The following is a 20,975-nucleotide window of genomic DNA, read 5'->3' on the forward strand; positions in this document are numbered from 1 at the left end:
GGAAATGGGCGCTGGTCGGTACGGCCAGCTGATGAAGCAGATCTCGTTAAGAGCAGCGATCTGAACCATCCCGAGTTTCATGCACCCTCGGGGTTCTGTGAGCCGGCCGATTGGTCGGTCACGAGTTGGGAATAGTAGCGGGTCTCGGCTTCGGCGGGTGGGATGCGTCCGAGGCGGTGCATGAGGCGCTGCTGGTTGTACCAGGCGACGTAGTCGGCGGTGATGTACTCGACGTCGCCCACGGTGTTGAGCTTGCCGCGGCGGAACGGGGAGTCGGCTCGGACGCACTCGTTTTTGTAGAGCCCGATCGTGGTCTCGGCCAACGCGTTATCGTAGGCGTCACCGACACTACCGACCGACGGTCGGATCCCCGAAAGACTCAGTGTCTCACCGAATCTCACGCTCGTATATTGCGACCCGGCATCGCTGTGGTGGATCGCACCGTCGATCGGATGCCCCTGGCGGCGGCGTAGTGCGGCGGCCTGACGGATGGCTGATTCGACGAAGCGGGTGTGCTTGGAGGCCGACGCCTCCCACCCCAAGATGGCTCCGGCATAAGCGTCGATGACAAACGCGACATAGACGAAGATCCCGGTCACCAACTTCACGTAGGTGAAGTCAGCCACGAGCAGCAGGTTGGGAGCGGGCACGGCGAACTGGCGGTCCACCAGATCCGGTGGCCGCACCGCGGCCGGGTCCGGGATCGTGGTGCGCACCTTCTTGCAGCGTCGCACGCCCTGCCAGCCGTTTTTACGCATCAGCCGTTCCACCGTGGACTTGGCCACCGGGATGCCCTCGCGCTGCAGATGGGCCCACATCTTCAGCGACCCGTACAGCGACTCCGGTTTGCGGCGGCCCTGCTCGTCGGGCTCGTAGCAGCCGGCCAGGATCTGCGTGATCGTGGCATCCCACAGGGCCCGTTTCGAGGGCGCCCGCGTAGCCCAGGCGTGAAACGTTCTCGGGGCGATCGGCATCCCGTGCTCGGAGAGCACGCGGCAGATCGGAGCGACCCCGAAACGGTCCCTGTTCTCGGCGATGAACTCGCAGACCGTGGCTGTCAGCGGCGGTTGCGCGGGTCGCTCTCCCGCACGAAGAAACTCGTTGCCGCTTTGAGGATTTCGATGGTCTGCTCCAGCTCGGCGTTACGGCGCTTGAGCGCGCGGATCTGCGCCGCAGCGTCACTGGACACACCGTCGCGCTCACCCTCGTCGACCTGATGCCGACGGATCCAACTTCGCAGCGTCTCGGCGGTCATCCCCAGCCGCTGAGACACCGCAGTGATCGCCGCCCACTCGCTTGGATAGTCATCACGATGATCCAGCACCAAACGCACAGCCCTGGCCCGGGTCTCCGGGTCGTACTTGCTCGCCACGACATGCACCTTCCCAAGAAGAGAGGTGCGCATCAAACGCGGGACGGTTCACCTTGCTGGAAGGATCAACCTCGTGCCGAGACCGTTTCCCGCCGAGTTCCGAGCCGATGTCATCGCTGTGGCCCGGCAAGGGTGAGGCGCCGTTGCGCCAGATCGCGAAGGACTTCGGGATTTCGGAGGCCTGCCTGCATCGCTGGCTTAAGATCGCCGACCGCGAGGACGGTGCCAACCGGCTGTCGCCTGCGGCGGTCTCTGAGGATGTGTCGGCGCAGCTGCGCGAGGCGCATAAGCGGATCAAGCTCCTCGAGCAGGAGGCTGAAGTGATGCGTCGCGCGGTCGGCTACTTGTCCCGGGATGCCAACCCAAAATGATGTACCCGCTGGTCCTCGACCTTGCCGATGACGGCGTGCCCGTCACGGTGACCTGCCGGGTCCTGGGATTTTCCACCCAGGCGTTCTACAAATGGCGCAAAGCACCTCTATCGCAGCGAGATTGGGATGATGCGCACCTGATCAACGCCGCCCGCGACATCCATGCCGACGACCCCGCATTCGGCTACCGATTCATCGCCGACGAACTTCCCGGACGCGGTATCTTCGCCAGCGAGAACCGTGTCGCACGGTTGTGTTCCCAGGAGCGCATCTGGTCGGTCTTCGCCAAGAAGCGAGGACTGAACCGCAGATCCGGGCCGCCAGTTCACGACGACCTCGTGCAGCGTCAGTTCAGCGCCCAGGCCGCCAACCAGGTCTGGCTGGCCGACATCACCGAACACCGCACCGATGAAGGCAAGCTCTACCTCTGCGCGATCAAAGACGTCTATTCCAACCGGATCGTGGGTTACTCGATGGACTCGCGGATGAAGTCCTCGCTGGCAGTGGCCGCCCTCGATCACGCCGTGGCGTTGCGTTCACCTGCCGCGACGATCGTTCATTCGGACAGGGGTAGCCAATTTCGCTCACGAAAGTTCGTCCATGCACTGTCGCACAACGGATTACACGGATCGATGGGTCGTGTCGGCGCGTGCGGTGACAACGCTGCCATGGAGTCGTTCTTCGCCCTTCTGCAACGCAACGTGCTCGACCGGCGACGCTGGTCCACCCGAGCCGAACTACGCCTGGCGATCGTGTCGTGGATCGAGCGGACCTACCACCGACGCCGCCGGCAACGCGCACTCGGCAGACTCACCCCGATAGAGTTCGAACTGCTCCACACACAAGCCGCAACCGCGGCCTGAAAATCCCACCCCGCGAGTCAACTGAATGCGGGGCAGTCCCCGCCGATGCGGTAATCGGCTTGGTAGGAGTCCTCCCAGGAGGCCTTGGGCGGCTTGACCTTTCCAAGGGTATCGATGATGACAAGCGGGGCCTTATGTTGGTTTCGGCGGAGGAATTCATCGATGATCACCAGTGATTCGGTTGAGGATGCGCGGGTTACCACTTCGAGGTCGGCTGGGAGTTCTTGGCCTTCCATGAGGGTCCGGAAGCGGCTCTGTAGCCGGCGGTGGCCATCTTCAAGAGCAAGATATAGCACCGGCCGTTGCTTTACTGGGATCGCAGCGATGGCTGATCCGCCTGCGGCGCAGGCTAATCCGATGTTGGCGACCATCCAGGATTTTCCGGCCTTAGGCGGCGCGGCCAACAAGCCCATACCTTCAGGGAGGATTCCTTCGACGATCCATTCGAGAGGTGGAAAGGTCTGCTGGTCGAGCCATGCCGCGGTGACGGCGCGTTCATCGAACAGGGCGGCCGCTTCGCGCGCGGCATCAGCGGCTTCCCAGGATTCGTCGGTGTCAGTGTTGGTCATGCGATCGCCTCGCCGCAGGCTTCGTGCAACAGTTCGGCGAGTTCGCGATCCGCGCCGCCGCGGCGCCACAAGGCACGTCTGACCTCAATTGGCAGGACCGGAGTCCTGCCGGTCGCCAGCACGTGTTCAGCGGCGTCACGCCAGCCATCAATTGCGTGCTCGGACAGTGGTGGTTCGGTGCAATGGCATGGCCATGGATCGCGGCACCCGCAATCGAGCGGGACACTTCTGTGTGCGGCTGCGTGACGCCGGCACCACGCGGCGATGGCTGTCATGCCGCCCCCGCGGTGTCGGTGCGGAGATGGCGCCAGCACACGGCGCCGGCGCAGCGGGACACACTACGAGGCGCCCGCAGAGGACGCCTGCACCGCTGGCATTTGGCGATACACTGGGGCGCATTGGTGGTGGTTTCTGATGACGGCTCCGGTTGTGGCGACCGGGGCCGTTGTCGTTTTTGGTTCACGCCGCACCGCCGAACGGCTTCATCGCGGCGTCGATTTCGTTGAGGTCCAACCGAACTAGTCGTTGACCGGCGCGGTAAGCGGTGAGGCGGCCGTCAGCGATCATTTGCCGGACGGTGCGGTCTGTGACCTGGAGGTATCTAGCGGCTTCGGCGATTTTGACGTAGCGCCGGCGGGAAGTAGTCGTGCTTGCCATCTCGGGCCTTTCGGGTGTCACTGAAGTGACGCCCACCCGAGGGTTCGGAGACGGTCGCGCTACATGAGCGCAGAGGAAATACTACCCATTTTGTTGTGCGACCATGGTGCACAACACGCCAAGCGGAACTATGTGCGGTTCCGGTTCGTCGCCATCTGGGCTGGACAAAACTTGCCAATCGCCCACCGCGAGACGGTCCACCGTGGCGCGGATTCTGTCTCGATGCATCTGGACTTGGACGCTGCAGTGGAGGCATCTCAACGTCCACTCGACATGACCATCACTCCAAAAAATCTCGCTGACGTTAGCGGTCTTACGTCGAGTGTTGGCCTCGTCCTGCGGAATGGCCATCGTCGACGCTAGACCCGACACGATCGCTTGCGTCGACGGTCCTGTAACGGTTATGAATCCCCGGAGTGCCGATTGAGGGTGCTCGCTTGGGCGATGATCTTCTATAAAGGCAATTGGCTCAATAGATCCCGTGCAGCCGCACACGACCACATACCTGATCGTCTCGCCCATCATGAACCGCTATTCGTTACAAGTTTAGACAGCAGCTTGGCTATCTGCCTGTCACGTCCTTGAGCTGCGTGCTGGTATCTCATCGCGGCTTGCGGCGTCGAATGCCCAAGGCGCGCCATCAATTCCGCCAATGTGGCGCCAGTAGCGGCGGCCAGAACTGCGCCGCTGTGGCGTAGGTCGTGCCAGCGCAGGTCATCTCGCCTGGCCGCGGAGCGCGCCTTGTAGAACTGGCGGTACAGGCTGGCCGGTGCGAGGTGTCCGCCCTGCGCTGCCGGGAAGAGCAACTCGTCCTTGCCGGGTTCCACGAACTTCTCGAGGTGGTATTTGATGGCGGGCAGTAGGTGGGGCGGAATTTCGACGTCGCGGCGTCCGGCGTCACTCTTGGGCGTGGTGACTTGGAAGCCTTCGTCGACTCGAACCACAGCACGCTCGACGCGAACGATGCCGTACGCCTCGGGTGCCGCCTCGCCGGCAGCCGCAGCGTTCGCGAGCTGTTCGTCGGTGGGCTCGACGATGGTGATGTCCTTGCGGCGCAACTCCGTAAGTTCCCCGAACCGCAGCGCGCACCACGCCGCGAGCAGGACCATCGCCCGGTATTGCTCGGGCATCTCCTCGGTGATGGTGGCTATTTCGTCAAGTGACGCCGGGCGGATCTTGTGGACGCGCCGTGCGCTGCCAGCGCCGCGGACTTGGCACGGGTTGACGCGAATTTTGCCGTCGGACAGGGCCGTGCCCATGATCGTGCGCAGTAGCCCGTAGCAGTGGGCGCGCAGAGTGGGGGTTTTGGTGCCCATCTTTGTGTGCCAGACGCGCACGTCATCGACGGTGATCGAGCCGATCGGCCAGGATCCGAACATGGGCCTGATGTGGTCCTCGAGCAGCTTCTCGTAGTGCTCGCGCGTTCGGTCTTTGAGGTCGCGCTGAGCCATCCACGTCTGCGAGTAGGTCTCGAACGTCAGCTTGGGTGCCGGTTGCTCGTCGGCTTCGGGCGGTACCCATGCTTTGCGGATGATCTCGGCTTGCCGCAGTGATAGCCAGCCGCGGGCGTCCTTTTCAGTGAGGAATGTCTTGTCGGCCTTGTAGCGGCGGCCGTCGGGCCCGAAGTACATGGCGCGGTAGCGGCCGCTGGGGAGTTTGTGGGCGGTGCCGAATGCGCCGCGTTTCTGCGCCTTGCGGCCTTGTCCCCTGACCACTGCGCTCCTGTCTGCGATACTTCGGTGTGTACTGGTGTGAACTGCGTGAACTCGTCGTGAGCTAACAAGACTGTTTCAACTTTCCGCGACATTCCGCGTGATTCTGTTACACTGGTCAGCGCCACTGCAGGTAGACTCGCTATTTGCGCTGGTCTTAACACCCACGCTAGCAAACCGATTGAACTGGTTCAATCCCAGTATCGCGCACCACATCGGTACTGCTTAACCGCCGTAGCTAGGCATCGAGACGATCTCATGTAACTGGCCAGCGCGAGCGCCGAGACGGACATCGCCGATTGCGTAGCGAGTCATGCTCCGACGAAACCGTCCAACACGTTGAGCGTGCGACGGTCGAATATGTGCCGCCTTTTCAGCGGGCGGGGGTTATATCCGCCGAGTCGCGTAAATCGTGGGCGGCTCAGGTTCCGACTGACTCCGGCGCCAGGGCATTCACCGGCCGGGGGCGGGCATGGGCATGTTCGGCATCGGCGACATGCTCGGCCTGTTCTCCATCGGCATTTTCATGTCTTTCATCATGGAGGCACAGCAATCCTTCGACTGGGCAGCCGGCGGGTCCGCTTTCATCATGGAGCAGCAGTCCGACTTAGCGAAGAGGAGATAGACGACGGCGATGATGACAACGATGCCGACGGCGATGCCGACGATGGCGAGGATTCGGTAAAGCCAGCGAGTCCACGCCGGGCCGGTGGGAGTACGTGATGTGGTGGAAGCGGTGTCGGTCATCACTCCTTACCTTTCATGCGGGATAACCTCGTATTATCCGTCAGCGGCAGCCAACTGGCCAGGCCAACCCTTACCCCGAGATTCCCGGCACACCCTCGAGGTGTCTTGTCGCGCCTCGTCAATGACGCCACCAAGCGTGGCGAATGGCCCGAAGGGTCGGAAGGGCCAGGAATTTCTGGCGGTGGGGCAGCCCCCTCTCGTGTTGTCCCACAACAGATTTGCCCGTTATGCATGATCGGTGCAGGGATTCAAGGTCGCGCCCCACAGTGCTGGCACCTATCGGGTCCTGACCAGCCGTTCGGCAAAGAAGGCTATCGCGCGGCCAACTGATCGTTGATGTTGGTCCATTGGCCTTCGCCCTTGTGGTTGCCCATGTTTCGGCATTGGCCATCGAGGATGATCTGCCCGTAGGCGTGGTCGGACGGCATGTAGCTGATGCTGGCGGCCACGCCGTCTTTGTTGAGCGAGGCGCCGTGGTAGTGCTGTCCCCGTGGCGCCCCCTCGTTCCAGCCCTGCGCGATCATCGCCGCGCGTACTTGCTGGAAATACGTATCGGGGTCCCCGTGGATCAGGAAGCTCAGCGTGACGGTGCCCTGAAACGGCGGATCCCCTTGGTCGTTGCACGAGGCGAAGGAGAATGCCCCGCTGACTCCCTCCAGCTTCGCGGCGGCGACGATCTGCTTGGCCGGCTCGATCACCTGCGCCTTGGTCTGATCGTCGCTCATGGGATGGGCCGTATCCTCGTACGGATTCGTCGATCCCGCGGCATGTGGTTTGTGTAGCACTGGCGCGCATCCTCCTAACAACACGGCGACGACCACTAGCGAACTGATCAGCGCTTGGCGCAACGGCATACGTTGTTCCTCAATGGTGGTGTTGAGCATCGAAAACATGGTTGTCGGTGATAGATCCTGGCGAGCGCTCCCACTCCGGGTCGATGACGGCAGGCGTGTGCGGGCCGATGGTGACCGGGGGTAGGCCGGGGATCCTGACCTGTACGCCACCCAACGAATTGCGGTGATCGGCGGTCATGCCGTCGGCTTGTAGTTGGTCACCATGGCCGGAGACGATGTCGGACATGCCATAGAGGGCTTCGCTGCCCCGGTGGTAGTAGTACGAGTGGTCATGGGGATTGATGCCATCGGAGCCGGGGACCTCGGCGCGGAAGCGTACCGACCCGAACCCGTCGACCGCGGGGTCGGTACCCAGGCTGGGGTTAGTGCCGAAGAAGTTCTCGCCGAAGAGTTTCTTGCTCGCGCCGTCGAGATGTCCGAGCATGCCGACCGGATCGGTGGAGGCATCTCCCACGAAGACGTGTCCACCGTCGAGGTGGAATTGTTCGGCGCTGCGGGCCATGTCGGTTCCGGGGCAGCCCAGTAGCACGGCGTCGTTGGCGTGCATGTTGTGCATGGCGAAGGCGTCGGCGACGGTGGTCGAACCATACGAGTGGCCCAACACGGTGACATGTTGGCCCGCCCCGAGGTGCGTCGCCCACAGACCGTTGACGTCTTGGGCCAGCGACGCACTGCCCGCGCGAGCCAGCGCCGGTGTGGAGATGCGCTGGACGTCGTCGAATCCGTTGGGGGCGTCGTAGCCCATCCACGCGATCACCGCCGTCGGGTTATGGGGGTCGGCGGCGTTAGCCTGTTCGAACAGGTTGATCGCGTCGTTGTGGCCGTCGTGTAGCCAGCCGCCTTTCACGCTGCTGCTGGTACCGGGCACGATCACCGCGGTGTTCTTGGCGGTGTCGGGGTTGCCGATCGCGATCGCCGCACGGCCCTTGCCGCCGAATGCCGTTGGATCATAAGCGAATAGGTAGACCGGTTTCGGGTGAAGCGGGTCTCCCGCGTCGTGGTCGAGGCCTAGCTTGGTCTCGTTGGCGTTCTGGTAGCGGGTCACATCCGTGGCCGACAAACCGAATTTCGCGGGGTCGCGAAGCACGTCATCCACCGAGACACCGTTGCGGCTGGCGATGCCCCGCACCCGGTCGAGGTCTTGGTTCATCACCGTGAGGTTGGCGTCGTTGCGCGCCAGAATGGGGACGCCGTTGAGGTTGCCGATTCGGTCGGGGTGCTCGGCCATGAAGCGCTGCCGCTGCTGGGGGGTCAGGGATGTCCACCAGCGATTGACGTCCTCGGGATTGGTGCTCGTCGGGGGGATCTGGGTGTCGGCGTCGACTGGCGCCAGGATGTTCGGGTCGTAGCCATCGGTGCGCAGATTGCCCAGACAGTTCTGCAGCGTGGCCGAGTAGCCGTCACGAGTCGACTCCAGGTCGCCAAGAGCATCCCGGACATCATCGGCCGCGTCGGCTGTCGCGTCGTCGATCAGCTTCTTCAGAAAAGCCTGGGTTTTCGCGTCGGGGTGGCCGTATTGCAGATCGTGCTGGGCCGCGTCGATGATGTGGTCGAGTCCCTGCAGCGCGTGTTCGAGCGTGGAGATTCGTTGAGCTCCGGCTTTCTGCGCCTCGGCCAACGCGGCGGCGATGTTCTCCAGATCGCTACCGATTTTGGGTAATTGCTCGGATTGCGCACCCAGGGATTTGATGACCCGCTGCACTTCAGCGGAGTCGTTGATCGGGTGATCGCCGTTCTGGTGGTTCCAGGCCGCATCAAAGCGCTTCCGGGCTTGCTCGAAGGCGTGGTCGGCTTCGGCCGTGTGCCGACCCGCGCCGTGGAAGGCTTCCGCCAGGCTCGAAATCTGAGCCGGGCTGCCCGCCTGCAGGCTCTGGTTGATCGCCCAGGGGTCTCCACCGGCCCGGGCGATCAGATCGGCCACGCTGAGCCACTTCAGCTGCATCGCTCCGCCCGAAAACCTAGCTGATAATTCTCCACACCAGCTATGACGCTACCCCCAACCGGGGGTCGTCCAAGTTAGCTACATCCGGCGACGCGCCGCAAGTCACTGCCGTGCTCCGCCGTGGCCGATGCCCTCCGATTCCCGGGCTCGCACGGGTGCACTCAAACGGCCACCCGGCGCCGGGGCCTGGGGTTACGATCTGCGCACGGAGCTACAGATTCGAGGTGGCCATGCATCGCACCCGACGTTTCGTCACCACATTCATCGCGGCCATCGCCCCGATGATCGCCGTCGCCATATTCGCCGCGTCACCACCCGCCGCGGCCGACCCGATATGCGGGACGGCGGGAACGCCGCCCTGCGCGGGGCCTAGCCCGTTGACACCCGAGCAGCAGTGCGCGTTCATCGCGTGGCGATCGATGATGCCGTGCAACTGGCTCGGAATGCAGGTGCCCGCCGGCACGCCGGGAAGTTGGGACAACCCACCGGCACCGCCACCCGAGCCGTGAGCGAGTTGCGGCGCGGCTGAGGAGCCAACCGCCACTGGCGCCTCGGCCCCGCGAAAACCCCACGCGGCCTGGGCTTCTCGCTTACCAACCCCAGTCGTCATCGTCGAGGACGTCCACGGTGAGGCTGCTGTCGGCGGGGGCTTTGGTCCCGTAGGTAAAGGTGAGCATAGTGCGGTCGTCGTCGAGGGGTTCCGTCGCGACGACGGTGGCGTGCCCGACCTTCATGCGGATCCTGTCTCCGGGCTTCAGTTCGTCGACGCGTTTCAGGGGCACGCTCAACCCATCAGCACCGGTGCAACGGGTAATTCCGCAGATACCGTGGTCATCATCGCCATCCTTTCACGGCTGGCAATGCCTCCGGCGGCCACGCAAGCGCATTCGCGGACGCGGCGGCCTCATGCGCCGATCAGATGCGCTGCGCCGCAACGGAATACCTCCCACGCGGCGCCGGAGTAAGGCGCCGAGACCCCTGGAACTATTCAGTTCTGCACGAGATCGGGAATCGGCTCCGTGTCCGTCAGCCAGTGGCGTCCGACCTGTCGTGCCGCCTCCCACTTGGGGATGCTGACCGCATCGTCCTGGCCGAGGTCCTCGGGGGTCGGGCCGATGCGCTCGGCCAGCGAGGCGAGGGCCCCGAGGTCGAAGTTGTAGACCTCGGCCGCCGCCAGCCCCAGCATCTGGCGGGTCTCCTCGACGGGAATGTCCCAGAAGGAGCGGCGCAGCCAGTTGCGGGTGTGCGGCCAGGTACCCTCCGGATGGGGAAAGTCGTTGCCCCACAGGATGTTCGATACGCCGATCTCGTAGCGGCGTGCCAGCTCCCGGCGCTCGGTGGTGGTGGCCCCGATGAAGCAGTTCCGGTCGAAGTAGGCCGACGGCGGCATCGTCAGGTCGCCCTCCATCAGATGGCTCATCTTCTTGGCCGAGTGCTCACGCAGGTACCGGGTGTCCATCAGCCAGAGCAGATCGTTGGCCCAGAACGCGCCGCACTCGGTGACCCCCCAGCGCAGCCCGGGGAAGCGCTCGAACACGCCCGACCACAGCGCGAACCACAGGGGCCGGGCGCCCCACCAGCGCACCTCGGTCACGTAGATGCCCAGGTGCCCGCCGTACTCCTCCTGCGGGGCGGGACCGGAATGCGTGTGGATCGGCATCTGCAGGTCCTGACAGGCGGCCCAGACCTTGTCGTAGCGACGATCGTGATACGGCGGGTAGCCGACCCAGCGCGCCGGGATCAGGATCCCGCCGCGCAGTCCGGATTCCGCGGCGCGGGTGATCTCGGCGACCGCCGCGTCGACGTCGGCCAGTATCGGCACCACCGCCACCCCGGCGCGCCGCTCGGGGCTGTGGCTGCACAGTTCGGCCAGCCAGCGGTTGTGGGCCCGCGCCCCAGCCATGGCGCGCCCCGGGTCGAGGTCGCCCGACTGGCCCAGTCCGGCGCCGAACGGGGCGCCGGCCACGCCGGTCACGGCGTCGGCGTCGGGGAAGATGACCTCGCCGACCACCCCATCGCCGTCGAGTTCCCTGTCGCGCAGGCCGACGTCCCATCCCCCGGCGATGCCGTCGCCGTGCTCGGAGAACCACTCCTGCGCGAACTCCTCGTCGATGAATCCGCCCGCCTGCGCCGCGGCGGTCTTCTCGGCCAGGTAGGCCTCGAAGTCCTCGCGGTACTCGGGGTCGACGTATTCGCGGTACCGCTCGGTGGGGAGTTCGGCGTGGGTGTCGGCGGAGATGATGATGTAGGGGTTCACGGGCGGTCCTTCCTTACCAGGCACGGATGGGGTCGGGTTCGAAGACGGTGCTGCGCGCGTCGGCGGGCACGGTGTCCAGCGGCTCGGCGACCTCGGCCACGGTCGGGCCGATCCGCTCGACGAGCGGCGCGAGGACCTCGAGGTCGAAGCCGTACACGGCGGCCGCGTTCCCGCCCAAAATGGCCGCCACCTCCTCGGCCGGAACGCGGGAGAAGGTGTGGCGCAACGCTTCCCGCGTGTAGGGGGCGGTGCCCTCGTAGTGCGGGTAGTCGCTTCCCCACATGATGCGGTCGACGCCGATGCGGTGCCGCTCGGCGCACTCGACGGGACGCATGAAACTGGCGCCGACGTAACACTGGCGGGCCCAGAATTGGCTCGGCTTGAGGCTCAGCGAGCCGGCGGTGGGCCCGGCGAACCGGGCGATCGCCGAGTTCTCCCGCCCGTAGCGGGCCGCCGCCACGTCGAGCGAGTCGAGGGTCGCCGGGATCCACCCCGCGCCCTGCTCGGTGAAGACCACGGTGAGGTCCGGATGGCGATCCAGCGCGCCACTGAAGATCAAGTGCCACAACGCCCGATGCGCCCACCAGTGCGTCTCGTACACCCACACCGCGAACGAGCTGCCCCACCCGTCCGTCGGGCTCGGCCCGGCGTTGCCGCCGTGGTGGTTGACCACCAGGCCGGCCTCCGCGCACGCCGCCCAGAGCGGCTCCCAGTGCTCGGCGTAGAGCGCGGGAATGCCCGTGCCCGGGGCGATCCCGGGCAGCAACACCCCGCCGCGCAGGCCCAGCTTGGCGATCTGCGCCACCTCGGCGATGGCCTCGTCGATGTCCGGCAGCAGGATCTGGCCCACCCCGGCGCGCCGCTCGGGCGACAGGGAGCAGAAGTCGGCGAGCCAGCGATTGTGCGCGCGCAGGCCGGCCCAGCGCAGCTCGAGCTCGCGGGCCGTCTCGGGTGGCGGGGCGGCCAGGCTCGCCTGGGGAAAGAACGGTGGCACGGTGTTGGGGTAAATGACTTCCCCCGCAATGCCTTCGGAATCCAGGTCGGCGTTGCGCCGATCGCTGTTCCAGTTGCGCTCGGCCTCGGGCTCGGTGAGATCACCGAACGGGTTGACGTATGTCTTTGCCCAGCCGTCGAATTCGTCCCGGTACTGCGGATCGAGGTACTCGCGGTAGGCGAGCAGGTCGGCGCCGGCGTGGCAGTCGGCCGAAATGACGGTGTAGCGGTCCATGCGCTACGCCCGCGCCGGCTCGGGCCTCGGGGCGGCGAGCAGGGCGACGTCGTCGTAGCGCTGGTGCACGTAGGGCAGCAGCCACTCCTGCGGCACCCGCGCCGCGATCCGGCCCACCTGGACGGTGCGCCGCCGACACCAGGTGATCGACCTGACCTGACGAACGACGATGTCGGCCACCGGATCCAACGGCGACTCCCCCAGCTCGAGGGTTCCGTCGATGTTCTCCAGCAGCTCGTAGTGGCGGTGGTACTCGCCATAAACCAGGTGGGGGTCCGTGATGCCGCTGCCGTCGGGGGCCCGCAGGAACTTGAAGTAGAACTCGGTGTTCACCTGGTCGGGGGGCAACTCCGCCGGGCCGGTGATCTGTCCGCTCAGCCTGATGAGCGCATAGCCCAGCCGGTCCACGGTGGCGGTGACGCGATCGCCGTCGCGCTCCACCTCGATGCGGGCCAATTTCTTTGGCTCGCCGAACGTTTCGCGCCCGCCGGTGACCGACTGCTCGGTGGACTGGGGCATGAAGAGCGGGTAGTCGCCCTCGACCTCGCCGTGCCGGGCGGTCACCGAGAACACCGCCGAACCGAAGGGCGCCATGCCCTCGATCCGCACCCGCTGCAGCTGGATGCGCACCAGTGGTTCGGCCGCGGGCTGCAGCGGGCGGGGCAGCACGGCCGCGACGATCTCCGGATCGGTGAGGTAGGTGACGGTCACCGCCTCGGTGGCGATGGGCGCCTTGGTGGCATCGATCTCGTGGTCCACCTGCGCCTCGGGCGGGCGAGGACCGTAGCGAATGACGTTGGTGTTCAACGCTTTCCTCCTTCACTGTTTCGTCAGTCCTTGCCGGCGCTTCGCCCGAGGACGTCGACGAGGTAGTCGGGCGCGCCGCGGGAAAGGATCGAGGCCGCCTTGGCGCTCACCACCTGATCGGCCGGGGTGGGCGGGCCCATCATCCAGAAGCGGTCCGCGCGAATCCCGTCCACCACCTGGTCGGCGACGGTCTCGAGCGGGGTGAACTCGACGTGCGCGCCGGCGGCCGCGAAGCGGGCCACGACCTTGTCCAGTGTCTGCTCGGGCGTGCGACGTTGCTGGGTCGCGGCGTAGCGCTGCGGGCGATGCCGCCACGACTCCCAGATGCCGGTGTTCAAAAAGCCGCCGGGGAACAGGACGTGCGCCCGGACGCCCTTCCCCGTCATCTCCAGGTGGGTGTAGAGGCTCTCGGTGAGGCAGAGCACCGCCGCCTTGGTCATCGGGTAGACCGCGGTGGCCGGTCCGCCCATGGCGCCCCGGGCGATCGGGGCGAACCCGCCGTTGCCCGAACAGGTGTTGACCACGTGTCCCTCGCCCTGCTCGAGCAGGAGCGGCACGAACGCCTTGATGCCGTGGATGACGCCGAGCACGTTGACGTCGATCCCCCAGCGCCAGTCGGCCAGGTCGTGCTCCCACATGTAGCCCTCGGAGACGCCGCCGGTGCCGGCGTTGTTGCACACCACGTGGACCGCGCCGAAGCGCGAGACCGCCTCCTTGGCCAGCGACTCGACCGAGGAATAGTCGGTGACGTCGGTGAGAACCCCGGCGGCCTCGAAGCCCTCGTCCGCGAGCGCCCGGGTCGCCTCCTCGAGGGGTTCGGCGAGGACGTCGGCCAGCACCACCCTCATGCCCTCGCGGCCGAAACGGCGGCCCATGGCCCGGCCGATGCCCCCGGCCCCGCCGGTCACGACCGCCACCTTGCCCCGCAGGTCTTCCATTGTGGTCATGGTCACATGGTCGCTTATATCACCGCAAGCAGTCGCATTATGCGACCATTGGGGCCATGGCCCCGCGCCCCTCACCGCAGACCGAACGGGTGGTGAACCTGTTCGAGCAGCTGGCGGGCGACGGGAGCCGCGGGATGACATTGGCCGAGGTGTCGCGCCACTTGAGCGTGCATAAGGCCAGCTGCCACTCGATGTTGTCCGAGCTACTGCGGGCCGGCTGGCTGCTGCGCGACCCGGTGCGCAAGACCTACCACCTCGGTCCCGCTCTGGTCCGGCTCGGACGCGAGGCCGCGGGCCGCTACCCGGCGCTGGTGTTGGCCCGCTCCGCGATGGCCGAGCTGTCGGCCGCGACGGGCGCGCACTGCGTGGCCTTCTCGGTGAGCGAGGACTACTCCACCGTCGTCGATCAGGTCCGGAGCCGTCGCGGCGGAGGTCACCCGATGCCGATCGGCACCCAGTTCCCGCACCGTCCGCCGTACGGGGCGTCGACCGTTGCCTGGGCCGGTCCCGAGGTCCGGGAGCGCTGGCTGGCCGCGCTGCCGGACGACGTGCGCGATCGCTACCGCGAGGCCATCACCAATGCCCGGCGGCGTGGGTACGCGGTCGGCCTGCATCTCCTGCCCGATCTGCGCCTACAGGAACTGGCCCTGATCGTGCGCAGTGCCGAGGTGCGGTCCACCCGACTGAGCCGGCTGGCGCAGGAATTGACCGACGAGCTGATCCACCAGGAGGAGTGGTTCCCGATCGACCTCGACGCGGACCGCACCTACGAGGTGAGCCACATCGACTCCCCGATCCTGGGCCCCGGGTCGCGCATCGCCCTGATGCTCAGCCTGGTCCCCAGCGCCGAGCCGATGAGCGGCGCGGCGGTCACCGGCCTTGGGGCGCAACTCGCTTCGGCGACCCGCCGGCTGAGCGCCGCCCTGAACGACGAATCCGGTTAGTGCCGCTGCGGAGCCAGCCGCTTGAGGGCCAGGCCCCCTTCGAATGGTCGGTAGCCGAAGGCGGCCGGGGCGCGATATCCCGTGTCCTCGAGGGGGGTCCGCACCTCGGCGACGGTGGGCCCGATCTTCCCGGCGATCGGCACCAGCGCTTCGAGATCGAATCGGTACAGGCGACCGGCGTTGCCGCCCAAGATCTTTCGGCAGACGTCCTCCGGCCTGTCGTGCAGGGCCCAACGAATGGCCAACGTGGAGTGGGGCGCAAAGCCTTCCTCTGGGGATAGTCGCTGCCCCACATGATGTGATCGGGGCCCATGAAATCGATCATCGAGGAGTCGTACGGCATCAGCTCGGTGGCCAAATAGCAGTTCCGCTGGACGTATTCGCTCGGAGTCAGGGACAGTTCGTCGACCGACGATCCGCCGAACATTCCATAGGTGCGGTTGCCCGCGTCCGACTTCATGGTCGGCACCATGGCGTCGAGGACGGCGAGCTGCCCGGGCACCCAGAGCGTGCCCTGCTCGGTCGGCACGAAGCGCAGCGTCGGGTAGCGCTCGAACACCCCGGCCAGGATCAGGTGACCCAGGGTCCGCTGGGCCCACAACGCCATTTCGGTGATCAACACCGCGTTGGAGGCCGGCTGGTCCATCGGCATCTCGGGACTGCCGGCGCCCGCGTGCTGCACCACCGTGAGGTCCAGTTCCGCGCACAGCGCCCAAAGTGGTTCGTAGCGGGTGTGAAACAGCGGGGCCACCTGCGAATCGCCGGGCGACACCGGCGGAATGAGCACGCCGCCAAAGCAATCCTGCTCCGCGCCCCAGCGGATCTCCTCCAGCGCCAACTCGACATCGTTGGGAAAGATCTGGATCAGCCCGCGCCGCCGGGCGGGCGCCAGCGAACAGAAGTCGACCTGCCACCGGTTGTGGGCCTGCACGCCGGCCCAACGTTGCTCGAACTCCTCACGCGTGCGCGGCAAGCTGATGGTGATGTTGGGGGTCGTCGGGAAGAACGGCGGAACGGTGTTGGGCAGCAGGACCTCGGCGGCCACCCCGTCGGCGTCCATCTCGGCGATCCGAAGCTCGTGGTCCCAGTTCCGGTTGGCGGTGGCGACGATCAGATCGTCGAACGGGCTGGCGTAGGCCTTGGCCCACGCATCGAACTCCTCGTGCAGGCCGGCCGGCAGATACGGTTTGTAGTCGTAAAGATCCGCCCCGGCGTGGGTATCCGTCGAAATGACGACGTAGCGATCCAGCGTGTCCCAGCTTGTAGCCATCGCACCTCCAAAGGTACGTCGAGTATAGGAGAAACGGGTCGGCGCGCGAAGGGCCAACGAAAGTCCGGGCCGCGACCGGAGCAAGATGTCACCCGTGAGTTGGACGAGGTACGACGGCAGGGCGCTCGCGGATGTCAGCCTGGATGGCGAGGCGCTGCACGCCGAGCTCGAAGACTATATCCGCGTTGACAATCCGCATCTGACGGACGTGCGACTGGAACGCGCGACCGCGAGCGAGCCGTTCGACGCCGAATCCCGGAAGCGCTGGTATGAGGTCACCTACTTGGCCGAAGACCCGGAGGACACCGCGTAGCCGCGAGACACCGCGGCCCGTTTTCCCGCGCGCACGCCGACCGCGGCGCTAGATTCCTGTCCTGAGCGTTGCGAAGGAGTCGGCCGGTGCGGTCAATTATTGCCGTCGTCGTCGCGTTCGGTTGCGCGCTCATCTCGGCGCCGGCGGCCGCGGCCGACGACGACTTCGTCGCCCTGGCGGTGTCCGTCGGGAGCGGACGCGCCGCCGGGTGGGGCACCGGGGGGAGCCAGGACCAGGCAAACCAGATCGCGCTCGCCCACTGCACCGCCGAGGCCGGCGACGTGTGCGAAGTCGTGGCCGGCACGCGCAACGGCTGCGCATCGGTGGCGTTCGACCGTTCCGGCCGGTTCCAGGGCGGATCCGGCCCGGACACAACGGCATCCAATGCGGACGCCCTGGCCAAGCTGGGCGCCCCCAACGGACGAATCAAGGCCTCCCACTGCTCGTCGTGAAATCCGGGACGACGCCTCGCGCGATGCCGAGATGGACACCGCGATTTCGGCTATCGTTCACTTAAGTCGTCCTTGACTTGCCGCCGATTGGCCCGCGCATAGAGGGGAGGCCATGGCTCATCTGAAGGCCGGTTTTGCCAAGTGGTCGGCCGCCTGCGCGATTGCGCTGGCCACGGGCGCGCTGGCCGGCGCGGCACCGGCGGCGGCCGATGACGACGCCGACGATGCGTTTCTCGCCGGCCTCGACAGGGGCGGGATCACGATGTTCGACGACGACGATGCGATCGCGACGGCCCATGCGGTGTGCAGCAGCATCGAAACGAACCCGAACGTATCGATGTTGGCGATCAAACTGACCAAGCAAACGCCGATGTCGGCGAAGCAATCCGGATACTTCATCGGCCTTTCGGTGGCCAGCTACTGCCCGGAATACAAAGACGACGTCGATCCGTCGATGGGGTGGCTGATACCACCCCCGATCCTGTGAGAGCGCAGAATCCCGCTCAGCCCTGCGCCGCGGTCAGCCAGAACACCGTGCGCTCGATGCCGGGCACGATCTCGGTGACGTCGATCTCGCCCTGAGCGAATCGCGTGAGAAACCCGTACACGACGCCGGGCAGGATGAGCTCGAGGTCTTTGGCGAACCCCGGATCGGCTTGGGCCAGAATGGCTTTGGCGACAGGGACGACGGCATCGACACCGCGCTGGATGAGGCGTTTTCCCCCGGGCCCCGATCGCGCCTGGAAGTAGGAGCGCAGCATCAACGGGTGGCTTTCCCACGGCTCGAAGATGGTCCTCATCACGTGCATCAGGTCCACATAGATCGAATCGCCGGGTAGGTCCTCGATCAGCGACGGCAATCGCGCGTAGCGGTTGGCGTCCATCCAGCCTTCCAGCGCGGCGACGATGAGCTCGTCGCGCGTCGGATACCGCTTGTAGATGGTCGCCAACGAAACGCGGGCCCGTCGCGCCACCTCGCGCAGCTGCACGGCCTCGTAGCCCTCGGTGTCGAGCATTTCGACCACGATGTCCAGGATCGGATCGACCCGGGGCCCGGACGCGCTGTCCACGGTCTGTACTCGGGACCCTGTCGTCTTCACAGTAACCATGTTACTGTGCGCACGTGAGTAACGGCGTTACTCCGGCCTGATCTGGGCCGATGACCAAGAAAAGAGGAAACGCGCCGTGGGTTCGTTAGATGGCAAAGTCGCCTTCATCACCGGGGTGGCGCGCGGCCAGGGCCGCAGCCACGCGGTGCGGCTCGCCCGTGAGGGCGCCAACATCATCGGGATCGACATCTGCGCCGACATCCCCGCCAACGGATATCCGATGGCCTCCCGGCAGGAACTGGACGAGACCGTCGCCCTCGTCGAAGAGGCCGGCGGAAAGATGCTGGGCACCGTCGCCGATGTGCGCGACTTCGAGCAGGTCAAGACCGCGATGGATAGCGGCGTCGAGCACTTCGGCCGCCTCGACATCGTGTTGGCCAACGCCGGGATCGCGCCATTGGCGTTCCGCGAGTTGAGCATTGAGGAGGAACTGGCGCAGTGGCGCGCGGTCACCGGCGTCAACCTCGACGGGGCCTACCACACGGCGTGGGCGGCCGTTCCGCACCTGCTGTCCGGCAATCGCGGCGGGGTGATCATCTTCACCAGCTCGACGGCGGGCATCAAAGGTTTCGGCGGCCTGCAAGGCGGCGGCCTGGGCTACGCGGCGTCCAAGCACGGCATCGTCGGCCTGATGCGTACCCTGGCCAATGCGCTTGCGCCGCTGAACATTCGGGTGAACACCGTGCACCCGACCGCGGTCAACACCATGATGGCGACCAATGACGACATGACCGACTTCCTGGAGAAGAATCCCGGCGCCGGCCCCCATCTGCAAAACCCGATGCCCGTCGGCATGCTGGAACCCGAAGACGTCAGCGCCGCCATCGCCTACCTGGTCTCCGACGAGGCGAAGTACGTGACGGGCGTGACCTTCCCCGTCGATGCCGGCTTCTGCAACAAGGTCTGATAACCCGTGACAACGAACGACGCAACGGGCCGGGTCGCCGGCAAACGGATCCTGATCACCGGGGCCGCGCGCGGCATGGGACGCTCGCACGCGGTGCGGCTGGCCGAGGAGGGCGCCGACTGCGTCCTTATCGACATCTGTTCCACTCCAGCGGGTTTGGAATACCCGCTGGCCACCGAGGACGACCTGAACGAGACCGCGAACCTGGTCGAGAAACACGGCCGCCGGGCGATCACCGCGGTCGTCGACGTGCGCGACGAGGCCGCCATGAAAGCGGCGGTCGACGCGGCCGCCGGCGAACTCGGCGGGCTCGACGGCGCGGTCGCCAACGCCGGCGTGCTCACCGTCGGCACCTGGGACACCACCACCGCCGAGCAGTGGCGGCTGGTCGTCGATGTCAACCTCATCGGGGCCTGGAACACCTGCGCGGCCGCGCTGCCCCACCTCGTCGCGCGCGGCGGCGGGAGCCTGGTCAACATCAGTTCCTCGGCCGGCATCAAGGGGACCCCGCTGCACGTGCCCTACACGGCGTCCAAGCACGGCATCGTGGGGATGACGCTCGCGCTGGCCAACGAGCTTGCCGCACAGAACATTCGGGTCAACACCGTGCACCCCACCGGCGTGGCGACCGGCATGGCGCCCCCGACGATGCACACGTTGATCGCCGAGCAGCGGCCCGACCTGGTGCCCATCTTCCTCAACGCGCTGCCCGCGCCGCTGATCGAGGCGGCCGATGTGAGCAACGCGGTGCTCTACCTCCTCTCCGATGAATCCCGTTATGTCACGGGGCTTGAGCTGAAAGTGGACGCCGGTGTCACCATCAGATAGTGCTTTGACGGACGACGGTTCGCGACATGAACGGGGGCTGCGCACCTTCGCCGAGGTGATGACGGTCGACCCGCCCGGCGATCGGGGACCCTTCACCGCAGGGCTGATCGACTTCGTCTTCGGCGAGGTGTGGTCGCGGCCCGGGCTCAGCCGCCGCGATCGACGGTTCGTGACGCTGGCCTGCGTCGCGGCCGCCGACGCGCAGGCCCCGCTCGAGCAGCACGTCTATGCGGCGTTGAACAGCGGTGACCTCACCATCACCGAAATGCGGGAAACGGTCCTGCATTTCGCCGTCTACGCCGGCTGGCCGAAGGCCTCGCGGTTCAACATCGCCGTGGACCAGGAGTGGGCCAGGATCGCCGAGGAACGCGGCGAGGCGCCCCCTCCCCCGGAACCGTTGCTGCCGCTGGTCACCACCAGCGACCCCGAGCAGCGGCTGCAGGGCGGCGAAGCATCGTTCAAGGAGATCAACTGCCTGCCGTTCGCGCCGATGCGCGACAACCCCTACTCGGGCGCGGGCATTCTGAACTTCGTCTTCGGCGAGATGTGGCTGCGGCCCGGCTTGGGCATGAAGGAACGCCGCCTCATCACGGTGGCCTGCGTCGCCTTCCAGGACGCCGAAATCCCGATCATCTCCCACGTGTACGCGGCGCTGAAGAGCGGCGACGTCTCGTTCGAGGAGATGGACGAATTGGCGCTGCAGTTCGCGGCGTACTACGGCTGCGCCAAGGCCGACTACCTCAACCAGGTGATCGCGGAGCAGAAGCAGCGGGTGACGGCCGAAAATCGGGCCGATCCCGCGCCCGTCGGCTGACACGACAACGGA

The 20,975-nt window shown here is 66.2% G+C and carries 21 protein-coding genes and 2 pseudogenes; 9 read left to right on the forward strand and 14 right to left on the reverse strand.

The features are described from left to right. Nucleotides 1-77: 77 nt before the first annotated feature. Nucleotides 78-1,372, reverse strand: a protein-coding gene (locus tag OCQ_RS16945) for an IS3 family transposase (protein ID WP_139826619.1) whose coding sequence is annotated in 2 segments (ribosomal slippage) — nucleotides 78-1,099 and nucleotides 1,099-1,372 — 1,296 coding nt in all. Because the reading frame shifts where the segments join, the coding sequence is not laid out codon by codon here. A 73-nt stretch (nucleotides 1,373-1,445) separates the two neighbouring features. Between OCQ_RS16945 and OCQ_RS16960 the strand changes: the two are divergent. Further along, nucleotides 1,446-2,606, forward strand: a pseudogene (locus tag OCQ_RS16960) (IS3 family transposase). Nucleotides 2,607-2,623: 17 nt separating this feature from the next. Here OCQ_RS16960 and OCQ_RS16965 read toward each other — a convergent pair. The 6 genes from OCQ_RS16965 to OCQ_RS16990 all read right to left on the reverse strand — a co-directional run bounded on the left by OCQ_RS16965 (nucleotide 2,624) and on the right by OCQ_RS16990 (nucleotide 9,087). After that, on the reverse strand, nucleotides 2,624-3,175 hold the full coding sequence (locus OCQ_RS16965) for an AAA family ATPase (RefSeq protein ID WP_014385345.1): 552 nt from the start codon (nucleotides 3,173-3,175) through the stop codon (nucleotides 2,624-2,626). Between the two features lie 459 nt (nucleotides 3,176-3,634). Further along, a complete protein-coding gene (locus OCQ_RS16975) occupies nucleotides 3,635-3,832 on the reverse strand; it encodes an excisionase family DNA-binding protein (RefSeq protein ID WP_014385347.1) in 198 nt (65 codons plus the stop codon). Nucleotides 3,833-4,353: 521 nt separating this feature from the next. After that, nucleotides 4,354-5,547 carry a tyrosine-type recombinase/integrase gene (locus OCQ_RS16980; protein WP_014385348.1) on the reverse strand — a complete coding sequence of 398 codons (1,194 nt, stop codon included), beginning with the start codon at nucleotides 5,545-5,547 and terminating at the stop codon, nucleotides 4,354-4,356. A gap of 450 nt (nucleotides 5,548-5,997) precedes the next feature. Then, entirely contained in the window at nucleotides 5,998-6,291 is a 294-nt protein-coding gene (locus OCQ_RS26745) for a hypothetical protein (RefSeq protein WP_162130192.1), read from the reverse strand. Between the two features lie 311 nt (nucleotides 6,292-6,602). Beyond that, nucleotides 6,603-7,175: a hypothetical protein gene (locus OCQ_RS16985; protein WP_041785108.1), complete on the reverse strand. Its 573-nt coding sequence runs from the start codon at nucleotides 7,173-7,175 to the stop codon at nucleotides 6,603-6,605. Next, complete coding sequence (locus OCQ_RS16990; protein WP_014385350.1) at nucleotides 7,156-9,087, reverse strand: putative alpha/beta hydrolase; 1,932 nt, start codon at nucleotides 9,085-9,087, stop codon at nucleotides 7,156-7,158. Before OCQ_RS16990 ends, OCQ_RS16985 begins: the two co-directional genes overlap by 20 nt. 224 nt (nucleotides 9,088-9,311) lie before the next feature. Here OCQ_RS16990 and OCQ_RS26910 point away from each other — a divergent pair, with 224 nt between their 5' ends. Beyond that, on the forward strand, nucleotides 9,312-9,596 hold the full coding sequence (locus tag OCQ_RS26910) for a hypothetical protein (RefSeq protein WP_179300668.1): 285 nt from the start codon (nucleotides 9,312-9,314) through the stop codon (nucleotides 9,594-9,596). A gap of 81 nt (nucleotides 9,597-9,677) precedes the next feature. On the opposite strand, the gene OCQ_RS17000 is transcribed toward OCQ_RS26910, so the two are convergent. From OCQ_RS17000 to OCQ_RS17020, 5 genes are all read right to left on the reverse strand, one after another. Beyond that, a complete protein-coding gene (locus OCQ_RS17000) occupies nucleotides 9,678-9,869 on the reverse strand; it encodes a hypothetical protein (RefSeq protein ID WP_014385352.1) in 192 nt (63 codons plus the stop codon). A 206-nt stretch (nucleotides 9,870-10,075) separates the two neighbouring features. Continuing rightward, nucleotides 10,076-11,344, reverse strand: a complete 1,269-nt coding sequence (locus OCQ_RS17005; RefSeq protein ID WP_014385353.1) for an amidohydrolase family protein — start codon at nucleotides 11,342-11,344, stop codon at nucleotides 10,076-10,078. Nucleotides 11,345-11,357: 13 nt separating this feature from the next. Then, entirely contained in the window at nucleotides 11,358-12,572 is a 1,215-nt protein-coding gene (locus tag OCQ_RS17010; protein WP_014385354.1) for an amidohydrolase family protein, read from the reverse strand. Between the two features lie 3 nt (nucleotides 12,573-12,575). Next, nucleotides 12,576-13,379, reverse strand: a complete 804-nt coding sequence (locus tag OCQ_RS17015; RefSeq protein ID WP_014385355.1) for an acetoacetate decarboxylase family protein — start codon at nucleotides 13,377-13,379, stop codon at nucleotides 12,576-12,578. A gap of 23 nt (nucleotides 13,380-13,402) precedes the next feature. Then, complete coding sequence (locus tag OCQ_RS17020; protein WP_036459299.1) at nucleotides 13,403-14,317, reverse strand: SDR family NAD(P)-dependent oxidoreductase; 915 nt, start codon at nucleotides 14,315-14,317, stop codon at nucleotides 13,403-13,405. Nucleotides 14,318-14,382: 65 nt separating this feature from the next. Between OCQ_RS17020 and OCQ_RS17025 the strand changes: the two genes are divergently transcribed. Then, entirely contained in the window at nucleotides 14,383-15,270 is an 888-nt protein-coding gene (locus OCQ_RS17025) for an IclR family transcriptional regulator (RefSeq protein ID WP_014385357.1), read from the forward strand. Here the strand turns inward: OCQ_RS17025 and OCQ_RS17030 are convergent. Beyond that, nucleotides 15,267-16,540: pseudogene (locus tag OCQ_RS17030) on the reverse strand (amidohydrolase family protein). The gene OCQ_RS17025 and the pseudogene OCQ_RS17030 overlap by 4 nt on opposite strands. Nucleotides 16,541-16,634: 94 nt before the next feature. Between OCQ_RS17030 and OCQ_RS17035 the strand changes: the two are divergent. From OCQ_RS17035 to OCQ_RS17045, 3 genes are all read left to right on the forward strand, one after another. Further along, complete coding sequence (locus OCQ_RS17035; protein WP_009952053.1) at nucleotides 16,635-16,853, forward strand: hypothetical protein; 219 nt, start codon at nucleotides 16,635-16,637, stop codon at nucleotides 16,851-16,853. Nucleotides 16,854-16,939: 86 nt separating this feature from the next. Then, a complete protein-coding gene (locus OCQ_RS17040; protein ID WP_014385359.1) occupies nucleotides 16,940-17,305 on the forward strand; it encodes a DUF4189 domain-containing protein in 366 nt (121 codons plus the stop codon). A 112-nt stretch (nucleotides 17,306-17,417) separates the two neighbouring features. Then, nucleotides 17,418-17,792 carry a DUF732 domain-containing protein gene (locus OCQ_RS17045; RefSeq protein ID WP_014385360.1) on the forward strand — a complete coding sequence of 125 codons (375 nt, stop codon included), beginning with the start codon at nucleotides 17,418-17,420 and terminating at the stop codon, nucleotides 17,790-17,792. 16 nt (nucleotides 17,793-17,808) lie between these two features. Here the strand turns inward: OCQ_RS17045 and OCQ_RS17050 are convergent, their stop codons facing one another. Beyond that, a complete protein-coding gene (locus tag OCQ_RS17050) occupies nucleotides 17,809-18,375 on the reverse strand; it encodes a TetR/AcrR family transcriptional regulator (protein ID WP_014385361.1) in 567 nt (188 codons plus the stop codon). 115 nt (nucleotides 18,376-18,490) lie between these two features. On the opposite strand from OCQ_RS17050, the gene OCQ_RS17055 reads away from it, so the two are divergent. Genes OCQ_RS17055 through OCQ_RS17065 form a run of 3 tightly spaced genes read left to right on the forward strand, consistent with a single transcriptional unit; the run spans nucleotide 18,491 to nucleotide 20,963 of the window. Next, on the forward strand, nucleotides 18,491-19,321 hold the full coding sequence (locus tag OCQ_RS17055; protein ID WP_008258475.1) for a mycofactocin-coupled SDR family oxidoreductase: 831 nt from the start codon (nucleotides 18,491-18,493) through the stop codon (nucleotides 19,319-19,321). A 6-nt stretch (nucleotides 19,322-19,327) separates the two neighbouring features. Further along, the gene (locus OCQ_RS17060; protein ID WP_014382898.1) at nucleotides 19,328-20,149 is read left to right on the forward strand and encodes a mycofactocin-coupled SDR family oxidoreductase; all 822 of its coding nucleotides are present in this window, start codon (nucleotides 19,328-19,330) and stop codon (nucleotides 20,147-20,149) included. A 58-nt stretch (nucleotides 20,150-20,207) separates the two neighbouring features. After that, nucleotides 20,208-20,963: a carboxymuconolactone decarboxylase family protein gene (locus OCQ_RS17065; RefSeq protein ID WP_373306392.1), complete on the forward strand. Its 756-nt coding sequence runs from the start codon at nucleotides 20,208-20,210 to the stop codon at nucleotides 20,961-20,963. The last annotated feature ends 12 nt before the right edge of the window (nucleotides 20,964-20,975 follow it).

It is taken from the genome of Mycobacterium paraintracellulare, from assembly GCF_000276825.1.
Classification (GTDB): Bacteria; Actinomycetota; Actinomycetes; order Mycobacteriales; family Mycobacteriaceae; genus Mycobacterium; species Mycobacterium intracellulare.